The organism is Pseudoalteromonas denitrificans DSM 6059 (assembly GCF_900112265.1).
In the GTDB taxonomy this organism is placed as follows: Bacteria; Pseudomonadota; Gammaproteobacteria; order Enterobacterales; family Alteromonadaceae; genus Pseudoalteromonas; species Pseudoalteromonas denitrificans.
Map to the genome: position 1 here is coordinate 22594 of NZ_FOLO01000020.1, position 16882 is coordinate 39475.

General features: G+C 34.2%; 16 protein-coding genes. 9 read left to right on the plus strand and 7 right to left on the minus strand.

The features are described from left to right. Positions 1 to 141 precede the first annotated feature (141 nt). From BM088_RS13435 to BM088_RS13455, 5 genes are all read left to right on the plus strand, one after another. Positions 142 to 1566, plus strand: coding sequence for a peptide MFS transporter (locus BM088_RS13435; RefSeq protein ID WP_091984760.1), 1425 nt, complete (start codon positions 142 to 144; stop codon positions 1564 to 1566). 481 nt (positions 1567 to 2047) lie between these two features. Then, on the plus strand, positions 2048 to 3094 hold the full coding sequence (gene hppD, locus BM088_RS13440) for a 4-hydroxyphenylpyruvate dioxygenase (RefSeq protein ID WP_091984763.1): 1047 nt from the start codon (positions 2048 to 2050) through the stop codon (positions 3092 to 3094). A 148-nt stretch (positions 3095 to 3242) separates the two neighbouring features. Then, positions 3243 to 4556, plus strand: a complete 1314-nt coding sequence (gene fahA / locus BM088_RS13445; protein WP_091984765.1) for a fumarylacetoacetase — start codon at positions 3243 to 3245, stop codon at positions 4554 to 4556. Positions 4557 to 4669: 113 nt separating this feature from the next. Further along, on the plus strand, positions 4670 to 5791 hold the full coding sequence (locus BM088_RS13450) for a M23 family metallopeptidase (RefSeq protein ID WP_091984767.1): 1122 nt from the start codon (positions 4670 to 4672) through the stop codon (positions 5789 to 5791). Continuing rightward, on the plus strand, positions 5781 to 6197 hold the full coding sequence (locus tag BM088_RS13455) for a bactofilin family protein (protein WP_091984770.1): 417 nt from the start codon (positions 5781 to 5783) through the stop codon (positions 6195 to 6197). The genes BM088_RS13450 and BM088_RS13455 overlap by 11 nt, the downstream gene beginning before the upstream one ends. Positions 6198 to 6215: 18 nt before the next feature. Here BM088_RS13455 and BM088_RS13460 read toward each other — a convergent pair whose 3' ends face one another. Next, complete coding sequence (locus tag BM088_RS13460) at positions 6216 to 6755, minus strand: VOC family protein (RefSeq protein WP_091984773.1); 540 nt, start codon at positions 6753 to 6755, stop codon at positions 6216 to 6218. 182 nt (positions 6756 to 6937) lie between these two features. On the opposite strand from BM088_RS13460, the gene BM088_RS13465 reads away from it, so the two are divergent. The 3 genes from BM088_RS13465 to BM088_RS13475 all read left to right on the plus strand — a co-directional run bounded on the left by BM088_RS13465 (position 6938) and on the right by BM088_RS13475 (position 9434). Then, on the plus strand, positions 6938 to 7399 hold the full coding sequence (locus BM088_RS13465; protein ID WP_245763825.1) for a MarR family winged helix-turn-helix transcriptional regulator: 462 nt from the start codon (positions 6938 to 6940) through the stop codon (positions 7397 to 7399). Between the two features lie 51 nt (positions 7400 to 7450). Continuing rightward, positions 7451 to 8113, plus strand: coding sequence for a peptidylprolyl isomerase (locus BM088_RS13470; protein WP_091984776.1), 663 nt, complete (start codon positions 7451 to 7453; stop codon positions 8111 to 8113). 130 nt (positions 8114 to 8243) lie between these two features. Next, the gene (locus tag BM088_RS13475) at positions 8244 to 9434 is read left to right on the plus strand and encodes a multidrug effflux MFS transporter (protein ID WP_091984779.1); all 1191 of its coding nucleotides are present in this window, start codon (positions 8244 to 8246) and stop codon (positions 9432 to 9434) included. 328 nt (positions 9435 to 9762) lie between these two features. On the opposite strand, the gene yegD is transcribed toward BM088_RS13475, so the two are convergent. The 6 genes from yegD to BM088_RS13505 form a co-directional block, all read right to left on the minus strand. Next, positions 9763 to 11127, minus strand: a complete 1365-nt coding sequence (gene yegD, locus BM088_RS13480; RefSeq protein ID WP_091984913.1) for a molecular chaperone — start codon at positions 11125 to 11127, stop codon at positions 9763 to 9765. 74 nt (positions 11128 to 11201) lie between these two features. Then, positions 11202 to 12041, minus strand: coding sequence for a DNA ligase (locus BM088_RS13485; protein WP_245763826.1), 840 nt, complete (start codon positions 12039 to 12041; stop codon positions 11202 to 11204). 100 nt (positions 12042 to 12141) lie between these two features. Next, positions 12142 to 13332 (minus strand): amino acid aminotransferase, encoded by a 1191-nt coding sequence (locus BM088_RS13490; protein WP_091984782.1) that lies wholly within the window; start codon positions 13330 to 13332, stop codon positions 12142 to 12144. A 140-nt stretch (positions 13333 to 13472) separates the two neighbouring features. Further along, positions 13473 to 14153 (minus strand): GAF domain-containing protein, encoded by a 681-nt coding sequence (locus BM088_RS13495; RefSeq protein ID WP_425439313.1) that lies wholly within the window; start codon positions 14151 to 14153, stop codon positions 13473 to 13475. Between the two features lie 57 nt (positions 14154 to 14210). Beyond that, positions 14211 to 15875 (minus strand): fused response regulator/phosphatase, encoded by a 1665-nt coding sequence (locus BM088_RS13500; protein WP_091984786.1) that lies wholly within the window; start codon positions 15873 to 15875, stop codon positions 14211 to 14213. A 75-nt stretch (positions 15876 to 15950) separates the two neighbouring features. Next, the gene (locus tag BM088_RS13505; protein WP_091984789.1) at positions 15951 to 16256 is read right to left on the minus strand and encodes an STAS domain-containing protein; all 306 of its coding nucleotides are present in this window, start codon (positions 16254 to 16256) and stop codon (positions 15951 to 15953) included. A gap of 296 nt (positions 16257 to 16552) precedes the next feature. Between BM088_RS13505 and BM088_RS13510 the strand changes: the two genes are divergently transcribed. Beyond that, positions 16553 to 16882, plus strand: coding sequence for an SUI1 family translation initiation factor (locus BM088_RS13510; RefSeq protein WP_091984791.1), 330 nt, complete (start codon positions 16553 to 16555; stop codon positions 16880 to 16882).

Here is a 16882-nt window from a genome sequence, read left to right on the forward strand (position 1 = left end):
ACGATATGAAATAAATTATGGATGATTACTGACACACATACACATGGCCACCCGTTCAATATAGCGTGATTTTCACATATATAAAACGAAAGCAATTATAACATACAGGCCAAAACGATAAATTGATTTAGGAAATTAACAATGAGTTCGATTCCAAAGACTGGAGATTTTTTAGGGCATCCTAAAGGACTCTTTCTATTGTTCGGCACAGAGATGTGGGAACGATTCAGCTATTACGGTATGCGCGCAATTTTAGTACTGTATTTAGTAGACTTAGTAGAAAGAGGTGGTTTAGGTTTTACCCGTGGTGATGCATTAAGCTTATACGGTACTTTCACCATGTTGGTTTATTTAACTCCACTCATCGGTGGCTGGTTAGCCGATAACGTATTAGGTCAACGAAAGTCGATCATTATTGGTGGTCTATTAATGGCTTTAGGCCAATTTACTTTAGGTACGCCGCACGAATTTGTTGCTGGTTTTGAAATAGAAATGTTTTATGCCGGTCTTGCACTATTAATCTGTGGTAACGGTTTATTTAAACCAAATATTTCAACTATGGTGGGCGATCTTTATAAAGATGGTGATCATCGTCGTGATGGTGCATTTACTATTTTCTATATGGGTATTAACTTAGGTGCAGCTATTGCACCAATCGTTGTAGGTACTATTGCTGAAAAAGTTGCATGGCAATATGGTTTTGTTGCTGCAGGTGTAGGTATGATTATATCTGTTATTATGATTTACACTTTAGGTAACAAGTACCTTGGCAACATAGGTGTTGTACCGGCAGCCGTTGTTTCAAAAGCAAATAGTAAATCAGATAAAAAAGAACCTCTAACAAAAGAAGAAAGAGACCGCATCAAAGTAATTTTCATTATGAGCGCTTTCACTATTATATTCTGGGCTGGTTTTGAACAAGCTGGTGGTTTAATGAATATTTTTGCAAATGATTACACTGACAGAATGATAGGCGCATTTGAAGTACCGGCAAGTTGGTTCCAATCTGTAAATGCTATTTTCATTGTTATGTTTGCACCTATCATCGCAACAATCTGGGTTAAAATGGGCCCTAATGAACCTACTTCCCCTGTTAAGTTTGCTTTTGGTATGTTCTTCCTAGCAATTGGTTTCTTATTCATGATTGGTGCAACGATGCAACAAGGTGGTGATGTTACAGTTAAGACCTCAATGTCTTGGTTAATTTTTGCTTACCTTTTCCATACGTTAGGTGAGTTATGTTTATCTCCAATTGGTTTATCTATGGTTTCTAAACTTGCACCTATGCGTTTAGCTTCAATGCTTATGGGTATTTGGTTCTTATTTACAGCAATGGCAAATAAAGTTGCTGCATTTGTTGGTAGTTTCATCGGTGAAGGTGCCGACTCTGTAGATAATGCTATGGCAATCTTTGCGGGTATCGCAATTACAGCAACAGTTTCTGGTATTGTTTTATACCTGATCAGTGGCAAATTAGTTGATTGGATGCACGGCGCAGAAGGCAATACTGAGCATACTGAAGAAGAAAACTTAGAAGAAGAATTAGAAATAACAGCAACACGTTAATTCTCATTTTCAATTAAAAAAACCAAAGATTACTCTTTGGTTTTTTTATGCCTGTAAAATACTAAATAGTACTCCTGATATTTTCAATCATTTTTCAACAACACATCCACTCGTATCGAATTCTTTACAATATACTAGTCATCCTATTCACATATTAGTGACTGAACTTTACAAATAAAGCTAAAACCAAAGTCAAATTTAAATACCGAAAAATCAACAAGTTAAACCTTTCATAAAGCCTATTCATTTCAGTTTTAAATCTTATCTAAGTTTTATTTTCCTCACAAGAGCAGTTTATTGAACTCTATATTCACACATAAACCCAGTCATTAAACTTTGTTCATTAAACTGTACAAACTCACCCCTTTACTAATTTAGTGTCAGGTCTTTTACTTATCATAATAATAGTTAATTATTCGTAACAAGTGATACTAACTATATTAAATACGAATTTTTAGATAGATTTGTAGGAGCATTTAAAATGAGCGAATCAACTAATCCATTAGGTTTAATGGGCATCGAATTTACAGAGTATGCAACACCAGATGCTGATTACATGGAACAAGTGTTTACTGACTTTGGTTTTTCAAAATTAAAGACTTTTAAAGGTAAAGACATTGTTTATTTCAATCAAAATGATATCCACTTTTTACTAAATAATAGCCGTGAAGGTTTTTCTGCAGAATTTGCTAAAAGCCATGGTCCTGCGATTTGTTCTATGGGCTGGCGTGTAGCTGATGCTGACGCTGCATTTGAAGAAGCAGTTAAACGTGGTGCAAAACCTGCAACTGATTCAACGCATAAAGATTTACCTTACCCTGCTATTTTCGGTATAGGTGATAGCTTAATTTATTTCATTGATATTTTTGGTAATAAAGGGTCTATCTACGTTAATGACTTTGAAGATTTGGCAGAACAAAATGTTGTTGAAGATAAAGGGTTCTTAAGAATAGATCATTTAACGAACAATGTTTATCAAGGTACTATGGAGACATGGGCTAACTTCTATAAAGATATATTTGGTTTTACTGAAGTTCGCTATTTTGATATTAAAGGTGTTGAAACAGCACTTATTTCATACGCACTTAAGTCTCCTTGTGAAACTTTCTGTATTCCTATTAACGAAGGTAAAGGCGATAAGAATAACCAAATTGATGAGTACTTAGAAAAATACGATGGCCCTGGTGTACAACATATTGCCTTTTTAACTAACGATCTTGTAAGTTCACTGGATAAACTAGACCAATCTACTATTGCCACATTAGATATCATTCCTGAATACTACGATACAATTTTTGATCGTGTTCCATGGGTTAAAGAAGATAAAGAAAAAATCAAAAAACACCAAATCTTAGTAGATAGCCAAGGTGATGATTGTTATTTACTTCAGATTTTCTCTAAAAATTTATTTGGTCCAATCTTCATTGAAATGATCCAACGTGTTGACGATGGTGGTTTCGGTGAAGGTAATTTCCAAGCATTATTTGAATCAATTGAAAGAGACCAAAGAAAACGTGGTGTACTTTAAATAAAGATTTAAAACAGTTCCAAATTGCTAAGAACTAAAGCAGATTTTTAATCTGCTTTTTTCTATTTTTACACTTTAAATAATTACAATCGGCTATATCTATATACAATAGATTTTTTAAAATGACATAGTCCGAAAAGGAAACTTTATGAGCCTTATTAACGAAACACATGATATTAATTTAACGTCTTGGGTATCATGTGCAAATGATGCAAGCACAGACTTCCCAATTCAAAACTTACCTTTTGCTGTATTTCGTCGTAAAGATTCAAATGAAGAATTTCGTGGTGGCGTTGCTATCGGTTCACAAGTACTTGACTTAAATGTAGTTGCAAACGCTAATATTTTTACTGGTCTTGCGCAAGAAGCGGTTGTGGCAGCAAATGCAGCTGCACTTAATGAATTTATGGGTATGGGTATTGAGTATTGGTCAGCCTTACGTTTAGCGCTATCAAAAGCATTACGTGCAGGTTCAGAGCATCAAGCAACTTTAGAAACGAGCTTAGTTTCACAAGCTGATATTGAATTTTCAATGCCATGTCATATTGGTGATTATACTGATTTCTATACTTCAATTTATCACGCAACTGCAGTAGGAAGTTTATTCCGACCAGATAATCCATTATTACCTAACTATAAATGGGTGCCAATTGGTTATCATGGTCGTGCATCTTCAATTGATGTATCTGGTCAAGAATTTCATCGCCCTAAAGGTCAAACTAAAGCGCCTGATGCTGAAGTACCATCATTTGGTCCAGCTAAACGTATAGATTACGAACTAGAAATGGGTATTTATTTAGGTAAAGGTAATGAACTAGGCGATGCGATTTCAATAAAAAATGCAGAAGATCATGTATTTGGTTTTTGTGTATTTAATGATTGGTCTGCACGTGACTTACAAGCTTGGGAATATCAACCTTTAGGTCCATTCCTAGCTAAAAACTTTGCATCAACTGTTTCACCTTGGATTGTAACAACTGAAGCACTCGCTCCATACCGTACAGCTTGGACACGTGATGAGAACGATCCTCAACCACTTGAATATTTAGATTCAGAAGAAAACCGTAAACAAGGTTCTTTTGATGTCACTATGGATGTTCAAATTGAAACAGCAAAAATGCGTAAAGAGGGTGTTGAAGCCTCAAAAGTGTCGCAATCTAGCTTTAAACATTCCTACTGGACTGTAGCACAAATGGTGACTCATCATACTGTAAACGGCTGTAATTTTATACCTGGCGATATGCTTGGCTCGGGAACACAGTCAGGTCCTGAACATATCGAAGCAGGCTCAATGCTAGAACTTTCACGTGGTGGAAAAGAAGCTATCACTTTAAATAATGGTGAGCAGCGTAAATTCTTAGAAGATGGCGATAAAGTGATTATGCGTGGTTGGTGTGAAAAATCTGGTTTTGCTCGCATCGGTTTCGGTTCTGTTGAAGGTACACTTTTACCTGCAAAATAAAATTTAAAATAAAATCTCTCAGGGCACGTTAATTATTGAAAACGTGCCCTTTTTTATTTTTGAAAAATTTGCTATCTTAAATAGATTAAGCTTAAGAAAAATAATAAATAAAAATGTTTAACTGGTTACTAAAAATTTACAAGCACCTCCTGCCTGAGCGCCAATTACTGATCCGTCAGCATGGTGAAGTAAAATACATCAATATTACAGGACCAGTACAATTAGTATTTTTAAGCATCATAATTATGCTTTTCACTTGGGTCGTTTATTCAAGTACAAAATACTTTTCATTAAATGAAAAAGTGTCTGCTACGCATCATAATTTGCAGCAATCCAAACGTGATTTAGGGAACCTCACAAACGAGTATCAAGAAAAACAAAATGAGCTAAATAAACACTTATCACAGTTACAACAACAACAAACATTTTTACAAAACATACTAGACTCTTTACCGCAAACAATTAAGCCTGCAAAAGATCAAAATGAAAAATTATCGAATGAACTGAAAGAAAAGTTTAAAGATATAAATACTAGTGCCTCTATTTCTGAAAAAATGCAATCAACTAAAGAGCAACTATTTCAATTATCATCAGCACAAAAAGCTAGCTTTACTCGCTTAACGATTCAAATTCAACAACGTCAAAATGAATTAGATGGTGCGCTACATGCTACAGGGATCTCAAGAGAACTACTCAGTTCACTTTACAAACCAAAAATATCAGCACAAGGTGGTCCTCTGTATGACTTGTCTATGCATGCAACTAATAAACAAAAAAACTTAATCGATCAATTAATTGAGCTAAATGAACTAGAAACTGAATTACAAAATATACCCGTTTCACTGCCTGCTAAAGATTTTTATATTTCAAGTCTATATGGTTATCGCAAAGACCCATTATCTAAACGACGTGCTATGCACAAAGGTATAGATATGGCTGGTTGGATAAAAACTGAAATATTCTCACCAGCAAGCGGTAAAATAAAACGCGCTGGTAAAAATGGTAGCTATGGTAATTTTATTGAAATAGACCACCAAAATGGTTTCACGACACGTTATGGTCACTTATACAAAATTAAAGTAAAATCAGGGCAATACATTAATAAAAATGACATTATTGGTTTGATGGGCAGTACAGGTCGCAGTACAAGTACACATTTGCATTATGAAGTCATGTTTAATAATAAAACAATTAATCCTTTAAAAATAACAAGGGCCTTAGAAGATGTTCTCTAAAAATAAAGATCATAATAAACCTGCGCCAATCGATAAAAATGCAACACCTTCAATTATTGGTACAGATGTTGTTATACAAGGTAATGTTTCAAGCCAAGGTTTAATTCAACTTGATGGAAAAATTGAAGGCGAAATTAGTATAAATAGCTTAACTGTTGGAGAGAAAGGCTGGATAGACGGTGCTATAGAAGCACAAGAAGTCACCGTCAAAGGAAAAGTAACAGGCTCTATCAGTGCAATCAATGTTATTTTAGAAAAAACAGCCTATGTTAAAGGTGATATTCGTCACAAAACAATCAGCATAGAGACTGGAGCAAATATTGATGCCTCAATTAAACAGGTCTCTGAAGACATGAATGTTACTGAAATAAAAAGTAAAAAATCATCTGATAAAAAAACTGGGTAATTTACCCAGCTTAATTTTTTATTCTAAAAATTCTTTCTCATGCAACCAAGCTGCATGCTTAGGCGCTTTCTTGGTGATGCTCCACTCTTCTATCATAGCAGGTGCAACACGTTTTAATTCAGCCATCTGCTCTAGTGTTCCAGTAACGCAGGTAAGCTCTAACCTGTGACCATTAGGATCAAAGAAATAAATAGATTTAATAATGCCATGGCAGGTTGGCCCCAATACATCAACACCCTTATGTATTAAATCTTCTTTAGCACTTAATAAAGCAGCTTCGTCTTCTACTCTAAAAGCAATATGCTGCACCCACTCTGGCGTATTTTGATCACGATCCATCTTTGGAGAGTTTGGCAATTCAAAAAATGCTAAAATATTTCCTGCACCAGCATCTAAAAATAAATGCATATACGGATCTGGTTCTTTAGTCGAAGGAACTTTATCTTCAGCTATTGCCACTAAAAATTCCATGTTAAGTTTTTCTTTATAAAACTCGACTGTTTCTTTAGCGTCATTGCACCGATAAGCAACATGATGAATTTGCTTAATATCTATCATTCTCTTCTCCTAAATTTAAATACCACGTTAAATAACTTTCATTGACCCTATACTTGGGCAATATAGTTAACAGCACTCAATTTAGTAACATTTGTTACCAGTGTCAATAGTAACATCTGTTACTATTGATTTTTTTTCTTTTTCAGGCATTTTAACTTTATTAATCCCTAGGAGTTTCAAAAGTGCAAAACACTGAAAAGTCTGAGTCACTGGTTCTAAGTCAATTTTTTCCTTACCGATTCTCTATGTTGCAACAAATGATCAGCGAAAATATCGCCAGCGTTTATACAGGAGAGTTTGACTTATCAAGACATGAATGGCGTGTTCTGGCGATTTTAGGTGAACAAACTGGATTATCAGCAAAACACATTTCACAATTAACAAGCTTAGAAAAAATGCAAATCAGCCGTGCAATAAACCGCATGAAATCAAATGATTTAATTTATGATGCAATAGATAAAAACGACAAACGATTCACCCTGTTATTTTTAACAAATAAGGGTCAAAGAATTTATCATATATTAGTACCTCGGGTTTTAGCGCGAGAAAAAGACCTACTTAAAGCACTATCAATGGAAGAGCAACAAGCATTAAATCAACTTCTTGATAAATTACAGCACAAAGCTGCTTTACTGCTGAAATAAAGACGGCATAATATTGCTATAAAATTGCACCATAATTAAAAGAGTTACCTAATGAATAATCTATCCAAATTAATTGCTCTGAGTATTTTATCTCTGTCTATCAATGGTTGTTTTGATGCTGACAGAGCAATAAAACAAACTGATAAATTTATCGAAAAACAAAAAATAGATACACAAAAAACCAGTTGGAAAACACAACTAACTCAACCCGAAATAATTGAATTCACTAAAGGAAAAGATTATTTTTGGGATTTGCAGACCAGCCAAGGTGATATCAGTATAAAACTACTACCTAATGTTGCGCCTATGCATGTTTCAAGTACTATTTATTTAACACAATTAGGCTTTTATGATGATTTAATTTTTCATCGTGTGATCCCTGGTTTTATGGCACAAGGGGGTGATCCACTGGGAACAGGCCAAGGGAATCCGGGGTACCGTTATCAAGGTGAGTTCTCTAAAGAGGCAACGCACAGTAAAGCCGGTATACTAAGCATGGCAAATGCAGGGCCTGGTACCGATGGCAGCCAATTTTTCATTACATTTAAAGCAACACCATTTCTAAATGGCCGTCATACCGTATTTGGTGAGGTCGTAAAAGGTTTAGATGATAGCCTGGCCAAAATTGAAGCTTTAGGAAGTCGTAGTGGTAGAACTGAATCCGAAGTTAAAATTATTAAAGCAGCAATACGTGTTGAAGATAGCACCTCATAAGTAAAAATGATTATTTGTTTATCAATATTGTAAAAAATGGCCAAAGTTATTGGCCATTTTATATATTTTTAATACAAATCGAATATAATCCCTTCCCTTAGTTTTTATTCATCTAAATATTAATAAATTTATGACCAATAATTCGTTCAGTACATTTAGAAGTATTCTTATTTTAGTTTTGCTTGTGATTTTCTGCCCATTAGCAATTGATATATATTTACCCGCCTTTGTAGAAATAGCCACAAGCCTGAGTGTATCCAATAGTGATGTTCAACTAACAATTAGTTTGTTTATGGTGAGTGTAGGCATTGCCCAACTTATTTTAGGTCCTCTATCAGACAAATATGGCAGAAAACCCATTGCCTTATTTGGCATTATTACCTACACAATAACTTCTTTTTTTGCTTATTTAGCAACAAATTTTGACATGTTGATATTTGCTAGAATACTTCAAGGAATTGGCGCCAGTGCAACTTTTGTTTCTTGTTTTGCAATTGTAAGAGATAGCTTCAATGCCAATAAAAGTGCACAAATGATCACTTATTTAAATGGTATTGTGTGCTTTATACCTGCCTTGGCACCAATTTTAGGTAGTTGGTTGACCATACAATTTGGTTGGAGAATGAACTTTTTATTTTTGACTGGCTTTGGTCTAATAAGTCTAGTGATATTTTTATCCACTTTTAAAGAAACAAAACCCCAAGATAGTTACTACCAAGGTAATATTTTAGATTTAAGGCGTTTTATGCCTATGCTCGGTCATTCAGGTTTTATGTTCAACGCCTGTATTTGTTTATTAGCAATGTCAGCAATTTTAGCATTTGTTACTTCTGCACCAGCGTGGTTAATGAAAGAGCAAGGTTTAACAATGGAAAGCTTCACACATTGGTTTTCTATCAATGCACTCATTAGTATATGTGCCAGTTTTATCGCTCCTATTTTTATAAAGCGAAGCACTAAGAAGGCACTTTCAATTGGCTTAATGTTATTAGTATTAGGTGGGGGATTGTTAATAGCACTATCAAGCATTAAACAGGCTTGGGCTTTTATGCTCCCTATATTCATGACATCTGTAGGTTTAGCACTTACTTTAGGCTCAGCAGCAGGTAAAGCATTAGAGCCTTTTTCAAAACAGGCTGGTACAGCTTCAGCCCTTATAGGGTTAATGCAAATGAGTGGAGCAGGACTATTTGTGACAATAACACAAACGTTTAACCTAAATGCGCCTATGTATGTCGCCTTTCATATGATCTTATTATTACCTATGCTGATATTATTACTCACTGATAATGAGCAAACTTTACATTATGAAATGAGTTAACTGCCACTTTAATGAAGTAGAAAGTAGAAAGTAGAAAGTAGAAAGTAGAAAGTAGAAAAATGATTGAATAACGCTATGGTGCAGTTGAGCAAGTAAAAGTTAAAATTATAGAGCTGAAATTCACATGTTGTTTTGGGAGATCCCTAGCTCCTTGCCAGAATATTCAAGTTTAAAAAATTATTATGATGACATAGGTTGTGCATATTTGTTATTTTTGTACTGAAACAAACCGAACAATAATGCCCTTACATTTGCATAAATAAACTCTCAGATATCCCACAAAATCAGAAGTGCCCAAAGTAGTTATGGGCATGTCGAGTTCAAAAAATTAACTAAATAATTGTTTAGCCCATTTAGTTAAGCCTGCAGTTACACTACCAAAATGATCCCCATTAAGCATAGGAATATCACCTAATGCATTTTTTAATGCCGCCTTAATCAAGGGTGATTGCGCACTGCCACCTGTGAGATAAATTACATCTGGCTGACAACCGCCCTGTTTAATAGCATCAATTACTAAATGAATTACCTGGGTTATACATGAATCAATTGCACTTGCTAATTGTTCCTGCGCAATATAATGATTTAGCCCATTTTCAACAAAACCAAGGTCTGCTAAATATTCATTCTCTGAAGAGAGTGATATCTTTGCTAACTCAGCAGTGCGTACCAGTTGGTGTCCCTGCTTATTTCTTTGTAAATTCAGCAATCTTTTAAATTTTAAAGGCTCACTGACCTCTAAAACAAAATCACTCAAAGCTCTTTGATTTTTACTGCTGTAAAATTCACTTTGCAAGATCACGTCATTAATTTTACATGCATTCCAAAATGGTTGGTTTGGCATGGGAATACCTGACTTTAATGTTGTATTAGAGCCAAATAAAGGCATTAAACCATGATATGCCAAGTTTATATCAAGATCATTCCCCCCAATACGTTTACCTGTATGAGCCAAAAAGTCTTTTTGTCTGTCATTGTTATTTCGATATGAAGGGCCCATTTTAACTAATGAGCAATCTGTTGTACCACCACCAATATCCACAACTAGGACCGTTTTATCAGTTTCCAACCTTGATTCAAAATCAATACCTGCAGCTAAAGGTTCATATAAAAAATCAACATTTTTAAAACCTGCACGTACAGCTGCATTACTTAAAATAGTCAGTGCTTGCTGATTGCTTTTTTCACCACCAATTGCTTGAAAGTTAACCGGTCGGCCAATTACAGTATGGTTCAGTTCAGCATCTAAATACGTTTCAGCACGTTGCTTTAATGTCATGATCATTGCACATGCAATATCTTCAAAAAAGTCTAATTGCTGCTGCTTCAAACCTACCGCACCAAAAAATGATTTAGGTGATTTAACAAAATGCCCTTCTTCAGGACATGCTATATATTCTTCAATTGCTTCGCGACCTAAATGAATTTTACATTCATCATCTCTAAGATCTAAGTTTGATTTCACTAACGGTAAAGAATTTAATAATGCTTGGCGTGATTTTTGATAATCTTGTTTGAGCACATCTGAACTAATATTTTGATGTACTTGCGATACAATTAAACTCGGATGTAAGGCATATAAAGTAGACGGAATATAATGACTTTTTCCCTCTAAAGGAACCAGATTAACCTGATTTTGTTGCCAAACACCTATAGCACAATTTGAACTACCATAATCAAACCCTGCAAACATATTAACTAAACCTAAATAATAAAAGGCTGCGCAAAATAGCATAGGGATATACTTGTATCAACTCATATTAAAAACTAATGTCTAATTCTCATAAAACTAGCAAACTTAGGGATTTGGTTTTTAGTTAACCCATGGTAACTAAAAGTAATTATATCTCCTATTTTTGGCGGGTTTTTTCTTTCAAAATCAGTAAAACCACTGCCAATTTTGAACTCTATACCTGATGTCGTTTTGACTAAAAGTGAGCCCAACATCCCCTTAAATTTCCCCTTGCCTGGTAAAAGCGCGATGACAGTCGCTTCAGCATCCATAAAAGGTTTTAATTTAATTAAATTTCGACTGCGACCAGATTGAAAAGTGGCATTTTGATGATGCAGCATCAAACCTTCAGCTCCTTTATCAACATAGTCTTTTAATAATGCAGTTAAATTTTCATTACTCTCAACTTTAAATTGTTGTACAGCTTTAATATGGTTTAAATTTAAGTTATTGATCAACTTATGATATTTTTCATACCTTAAACTAAAAGACAGTTTTTTATCGGGTACATCAAACACCATATACTTTATATACTGCCAATTTTCATTTGGTTCATTTCTTCTTACCGTTGAGGAAATAAATTCAAACTCCCCTCTTCGTGACCACAGCTCTCCATCTAACCAAATGTTTGGTAATTTCTCAATAAACCATTTAGGAGCATAAATGTGTTTCCCAGAACGTGTCTTTAATGTTTTGCCATTCCAAATAGCACGAATGCCATCATATTTTTCACTGACTAAATAATCTTTAATATTAATGTTTTGGTGATACTTCATTGCAAGTTGTACTGGATGAAGTATTTTATCAGCAGAAAAAGTGAGTGAGCTAAAAAAATAATTAAAGAGACAAAAACCTAAGATTAAGAACATTCGCATTATTGAATCCTTTCAAATATTATTGCGTGAGTTATAACCATAGTCTTTAAAAACAAAAAAGGTGACCTCAGTCACCTTTTATATCAAAAAATTTAGTTGCTTATTTAATTACATCAGCAACCGCTTTAGCAAAGTATTCAATATTTGCTTTACTAACACCGGCAACATTAACACGACTAGAACCTACAATGTAAATTGCATATTCTTTTTGTAATCTTTCAATTTGTTCTTTTGTAATACTTAAGAAAGAGAACATACCATGCTGATGTTTAATAAACGAAAAATCTTGAGCAACATCTTGTGCATGTAAGTTATCAACAATTAAAGAGCGAAGACCATTAATACGATCACGCATTTGTGCTAATTCTTGATGCCATAAACCTGTCAGTTCTTCTGAACCTAAAATAGTATCCACTATTGTCGCACCATGGGCTGGAGGCATTGAATAAATCCCACGAACAACACTTAATAAAACAGAGTTTGAAACATTTGCAACTGCAGTGTCTTTTGCAATGATTGAACATGCACCAATACGCTCACGATATAAACCAAAGTTTTTAGAGCATGAAGAACAAATAATCATTTCTTCAACTGTATCAGCTAATACACGTAAACCTGCAGCATCTTCATTTAAACTTGCACCAAAACCTTGGTATGCAATATCCACTAATGGTGTAAAACCAACATCTTTAGCAAGTTCAGCAACGACCTTCCATTGTTCTTGGTTTAAATCCATACCACTTGGGTTATGGCAACAAGCATGTAATAAAACAATATCACCTTTAGGCACTTGCTTTAATGCTGTGATCATTTCATCAAATAATAGACCTTTATTTTCATAGTCGTAATAAGGGTATTCTTTAACTTGTAAACCAGCAGCTTCAAATAAACTAATGTGATTTGCCCATGTTGGCGTTGTTACCCAAACAGTTGCCTGTGGATTACAACGAGCAATAAATTCAGCTGCAACACGTAAAGCACCTGTTCCGCCTGGAGTTTGTGCTGTACGTACACGATCTGCAAGTAAAGCACTATGTTCGCCTAATAACAAAGATTCCATTTTACGACAATAACCAAGATCACCCGCTAAACCTATGTATGATTTTGAGGTCTCATTCTCTAAACGAAATGCTTCAGCTTTTTTGACTGATTCAAGAATAGGTGTATCGCCTTGCTCATTTTTATATACACCAACACCTAAGTCGATTTTATTTGGGTTAGTATCCTGTTGATACGCAGCCATTAAGCCTAAAATTGGATCTGTTGGTAATGGTTTTAAATTTGAGAACATTTGCTCATCTCTTTTCATTTTATGGGGTTAAAAGTTACACTTTAAAAATTTTTATTACGCATGTTAATAACAAAAGTTAAATTTTATCATTTCGTATCTAGCTTAACATAAACTATGCGTTTTGGTTGCTTTGGGAATAATTATGCAGGTAAATAATTTGGTATTAATAAACAGGCTGCAATTAACAAAGCAAGCGTATTTTCATCAAAAAAATCAACTTTAAAGGCCTCTGCGTCAATAATTCCTAACATTTCTCCTGATGCTGTCAATATCGGTAAACAGACTTCAGATTTAACTTTTGGGTCACAAATATAATATTCACCACCCGAACTTTGATACTTAGGAATGTCATTTATAATTCTCCCTTTTTTAGTAAGTGCAACTTGAACATTATTACTGAGTTTTGCAAATTCACTTGTTAGCGGGAATAAAGGCCGACTAGGTGCGCCATGATAGGCAAGCTTTACTAATTCAGTCTCTGATAATACAAATCGTTTTTGATAAATACCAAACCAATCAAGATTTGTTTTCTGAGACACATAAGTAACAATTTTTGTTAGCGCATTCATACACTCAAATAATTCATGCTCGATTGTTTTTTGATTTTTTAATAAAATAGACTTTAAATCAAAGGGTTCCTTTTGAAGCTCACCAAATAAGCTACAACTTCCGCCTTCTCCGAGTTCTGGGATCTGATACTCCCAAACTATTTCTTTCGTTTTTGCTTCACTCGCAATATATTGAGTTAATGATTTAATGTGTTCGTTTACTAAGTGCTGATCGCATTCAACTTGTATTGTGTTTAAATAACCCAACATAATGGACGTCCATACATCTAAATATCTATTTAAGGAGGGTATCATGAAAATAAATTAAAGTTAAGCTGTCGCTCTTTCATTTAAACAATAATAAATATTGATTTTATTACCGATATCATTGTAAGTAATACTTGATGCTATTTCTTCCATAAGCCCTAAACCTCGACCATAGGAATGCCCTTTGTTATCTGCATGATGATTATGAGCAGTGCAAAACCCTGAACCAGAATCTTCAATAGAAAAAATCACATTTTGAGTTTCAGGTAAATAGCTCGCCTCAAAATGTAATTCTCCCGACTCTAGTGTTGCAAGCGCTTGCGCTCTATTATCATAATATTCATAAAACCCTTCTTCTGTATCTTTAATGCTAGAATCAAGCTTTAAAATGCCATGGTCCAAAGCATTATTGTAAGCTTCTGACAATAATAGAAATAAATTAGATCGATGCTCAGATGCGCCCTCGATACTGCAAATTATGTCAACAAACTGTACAATAGGATCATTATGTTTTAATTGTTTGTGGTTTAGCTTAACAGTGAATGACATCGGAATTTGAGAAAAGCTTCTAGGTTCTTCATCAGGCAAGGCTGTTTCTTTGCAATTAATTAAAGCCAGACTTAAATCATCTTGTTGTGCAATATCTCCACTAAACTCTTTAACAGCATTTACGACATCATTAATTTTTGACTTCTCAGGACAAGACATTAATTCTAATACACGTTCTTCACCAAAAAAATTATCATTAATATCTGAAGCTTCAATAATGCCATCGGTAAAAACCAGAATACGGTCTGTATTTTCAACTTCAAAATGAACTATGGTATCTTCAAACTCATAAGTTTCTAATATGCCCAAAGCCATATGCTGCGACTCAAGTGACTTTTTCACTTTACCTTGCATATCTAAGAGGTAACCATCAGGTAAGCCCCCAAGCCAGGCACTCACACTACGTCCAGTTTTATTCAGTTCAAGAATAGATGCTGCGCAAAACATATGGCCTGGGAGTAAATCAGCCAGCATAGTATTTAGCTCGGAAGCTATCTCACCCACGGTAAGCCCTTTATGAGCCATACTATAAAATATTTTTGATACAGGAAGTGCGCCTATTGCAGCTGCTAACCCATGACCAGTAAAATCACCAAGTAAAATATATAAGCCACCAATAGGGCTAGGAGAAACTAAAAAAATATCACCATTAAACATAGATGCTGGGGACAAATGATAATCTATAATATCGGGCACATTTAAGTGTTCAACTAAAGCATTATTAAAGATATGCTCAACAATTTCATGCTCTCTTTGTACTTCATTTTGGTAACGTTCTAATAATTTATTTTGTTCAAAACTATTTTGACTCAACTCTCTAGTACGGCTATGGGCTTTTATTTTTGCTGACAAGATAATTTTATCAAATGGTTTACTAATAAAATCATCTCCCCCAACCTCTAAACACCTAATCAAACTTGCTTTATCATCTAGGGCTGTAATAAATATTATTGGTAAATATACATCATGTACTTGTTTTTTAATAAGCGGTGCAGCTTCAAAGCCATCCATGATAGGCATTAAAACATCTAATAAAACAATATCGGGATCTATCGTTATTAATTGTTCAACAGCTTGTTTACCGTTAGAAACACAAAAAACCTGATGTGACTCTTGCTCCAACATAAACTTTAATAAAGTACAATTTAACTCTTGATCATCAACAACTAAAATACGCAAATAAAACTCCAAAAAATAAGCTAACAACAATAATTTTATCTATTAATCATCCTCTTGCAATGTAAAGTCGGTGAGTCAATCAATATCAAATTTTTTATCAAATCGGGATATTTGCAATATCTTTTTTATTTGGGGTCTACAATTTGCTATTTGAATACTTGAAACTGAATCTCCAAGAGATTTCTTCATATTCAATAACATACCTAAAGCAGAGCTGTCCATATAATCAGTTTCTCTTAAATCAACTATCACTCTAGGTGTTTTTTCTCCAATCTCTGAATACGCAGATCGAAATGCTTGCACCAGATTAAAGTCAAACTTTCCTTTTATTTGTATCGTGAATAACGCACCGTCAGATGAAAAGCTTTTATTCAAACTCATTATATTTTCCTTAATTTAGAAAATGCATATGTCTATTAATGAGATATCTTTTATCTCACTATAAATAAAGCTGTTAATCTGCGCTTTTTCAACATAAGTTTGAAATTAATATCATCTTTTAGCTTTTTAACATGCAATAGTAGTCAATACTATTTTGATAGGTTAATATAAGAATCAATTTTTCATCATTATTTATAAATAATCATATTTATTTTCCAGATACGCTTTCTTGTCACTGGAAATATCATAAACTCTCATTAGCTACGCCAAAGGCCCTACTCAACAAAGGTAAATTTATGCAAGACTCTAATTTAGTTTATTCCACAGATTTTGGTCGAATTGAACAAGAAAAAGAAGCTAAAACTGTTGAAGTCAAACTATTTAAAGATGGCTTTATTCGAATAGAGCGCCAAACTAAGGGTCGTAAAGGCAAAGGTGTTATGTTAGTTATTGGTATAGACCCTGAAAAGTATGATATTAAAAAGCTTGCAAAAACAATTAAAAGCAAAATGGGTCAGGGAGGTGCAGTGAAAGATAATGTTATCGAAATTCAAGGTGATGATAGAGAAAAACTAAAAAGCATCTTAGAAAATTCAAACTTTAAAGTTAAATTAGCAGGAGGTTAG

What these genes read in the sequence shown, in the direction of transcription:
- hppD (WP_091984763.1), top strand. Translation starts at nt 2,048, where the DNA reads ATGAGCGAATCAACTAATCCATTAGGTTTAATGGGCATCGAATTTACA.
- BM088_RS13450 (WP_091984767.1), top strand. Translation starts at nt 4,670, where the DNA reads ATGTTTAACTGGTTACTAAAAATTTACAAGCACCTCCTGCCTGAGCGC.
- BM088_RS13455 (WP_091984770.1), top strand. Translation starts at nt 5,781, where the DNA reads ATGTTCTCTAAAAATAAAGATCATAATAAACCTGCGCCAATCGATAAA.
- BM088_RS13475 (WP_091984779.1), top strand. Translation starts at nt 8,244, where the DNA reads ATGACCAATAATTCGTTCAGTACATTTAGAAGTATTCTTATTTTAGTT.
- BM088_RS13505 (WP_091984789.1), bottom strand. Translation starts at nt 16,256, where the DNA reads ATGAGTTTGAATAAAAGCTTTTCATCTGACGGTGCGTTATTCACGATA.
- fahA (WP_091984765.1), top strand. Translation starts at nt 3,243, where the DNA reads ATGAGCCTTATTAACGAAACACATGATATTAATTTAACGTCTTGGGTA.
- BM088_RS13470 (WP_091984776.1), top strand. Translation starts at nt 7,451, where the DNA reads ATGAATAATCTATCCAAATTAATTGCTCTGAGTATTTTATCTCTGTCT.
- BM088_RS13485 (WP_245763826.1), bottom strand. Translation starts at nt 12,041, where the DNA reads ATGCGAATGTTCTTAATCTTAGGTTTTTGTCTCTTTAATTATTTTTTT.
- BM088_RS13460 (WP_091984773.1), bottom strand. Translation starts at nt 6,755, where the DNA reads ATGATAGATATTAAGCAAATTCATCATGTTGCTTATCGGTGCAATGAC.
- BM088_RS13490 (WP_091984782.1), bottom strand. Translation starts at nt 13,332, where the DNA reads ATGTTCTCAAATTTAAAACCATTACCAACAGATCCAATTTTAGGCTTA.
- yegD (WP_091984913.1), bottom strand. Translation starts at nt 11,127, where the DNA reads ATGTTTGCAGGGTTTGATTATGGTAGTTCAAATTGTGCTATAGGTGTT.
- BM088_RS13435 (WP_091984760.1), top strand. Translation starts at nt 142, where the DNA reads ATGAGTTCGATTCCAAAGACTGGAGATTTTTTAGGGCATCCTAAAGGA.
- BM088_RS13510 (WP_091984791.1), top strand. Translation starts at nt 16,553, where the DNA reads ATGCAAGACTCTAATTTAGTTTATTCCACAGATTTTGGTCGAATTGAA.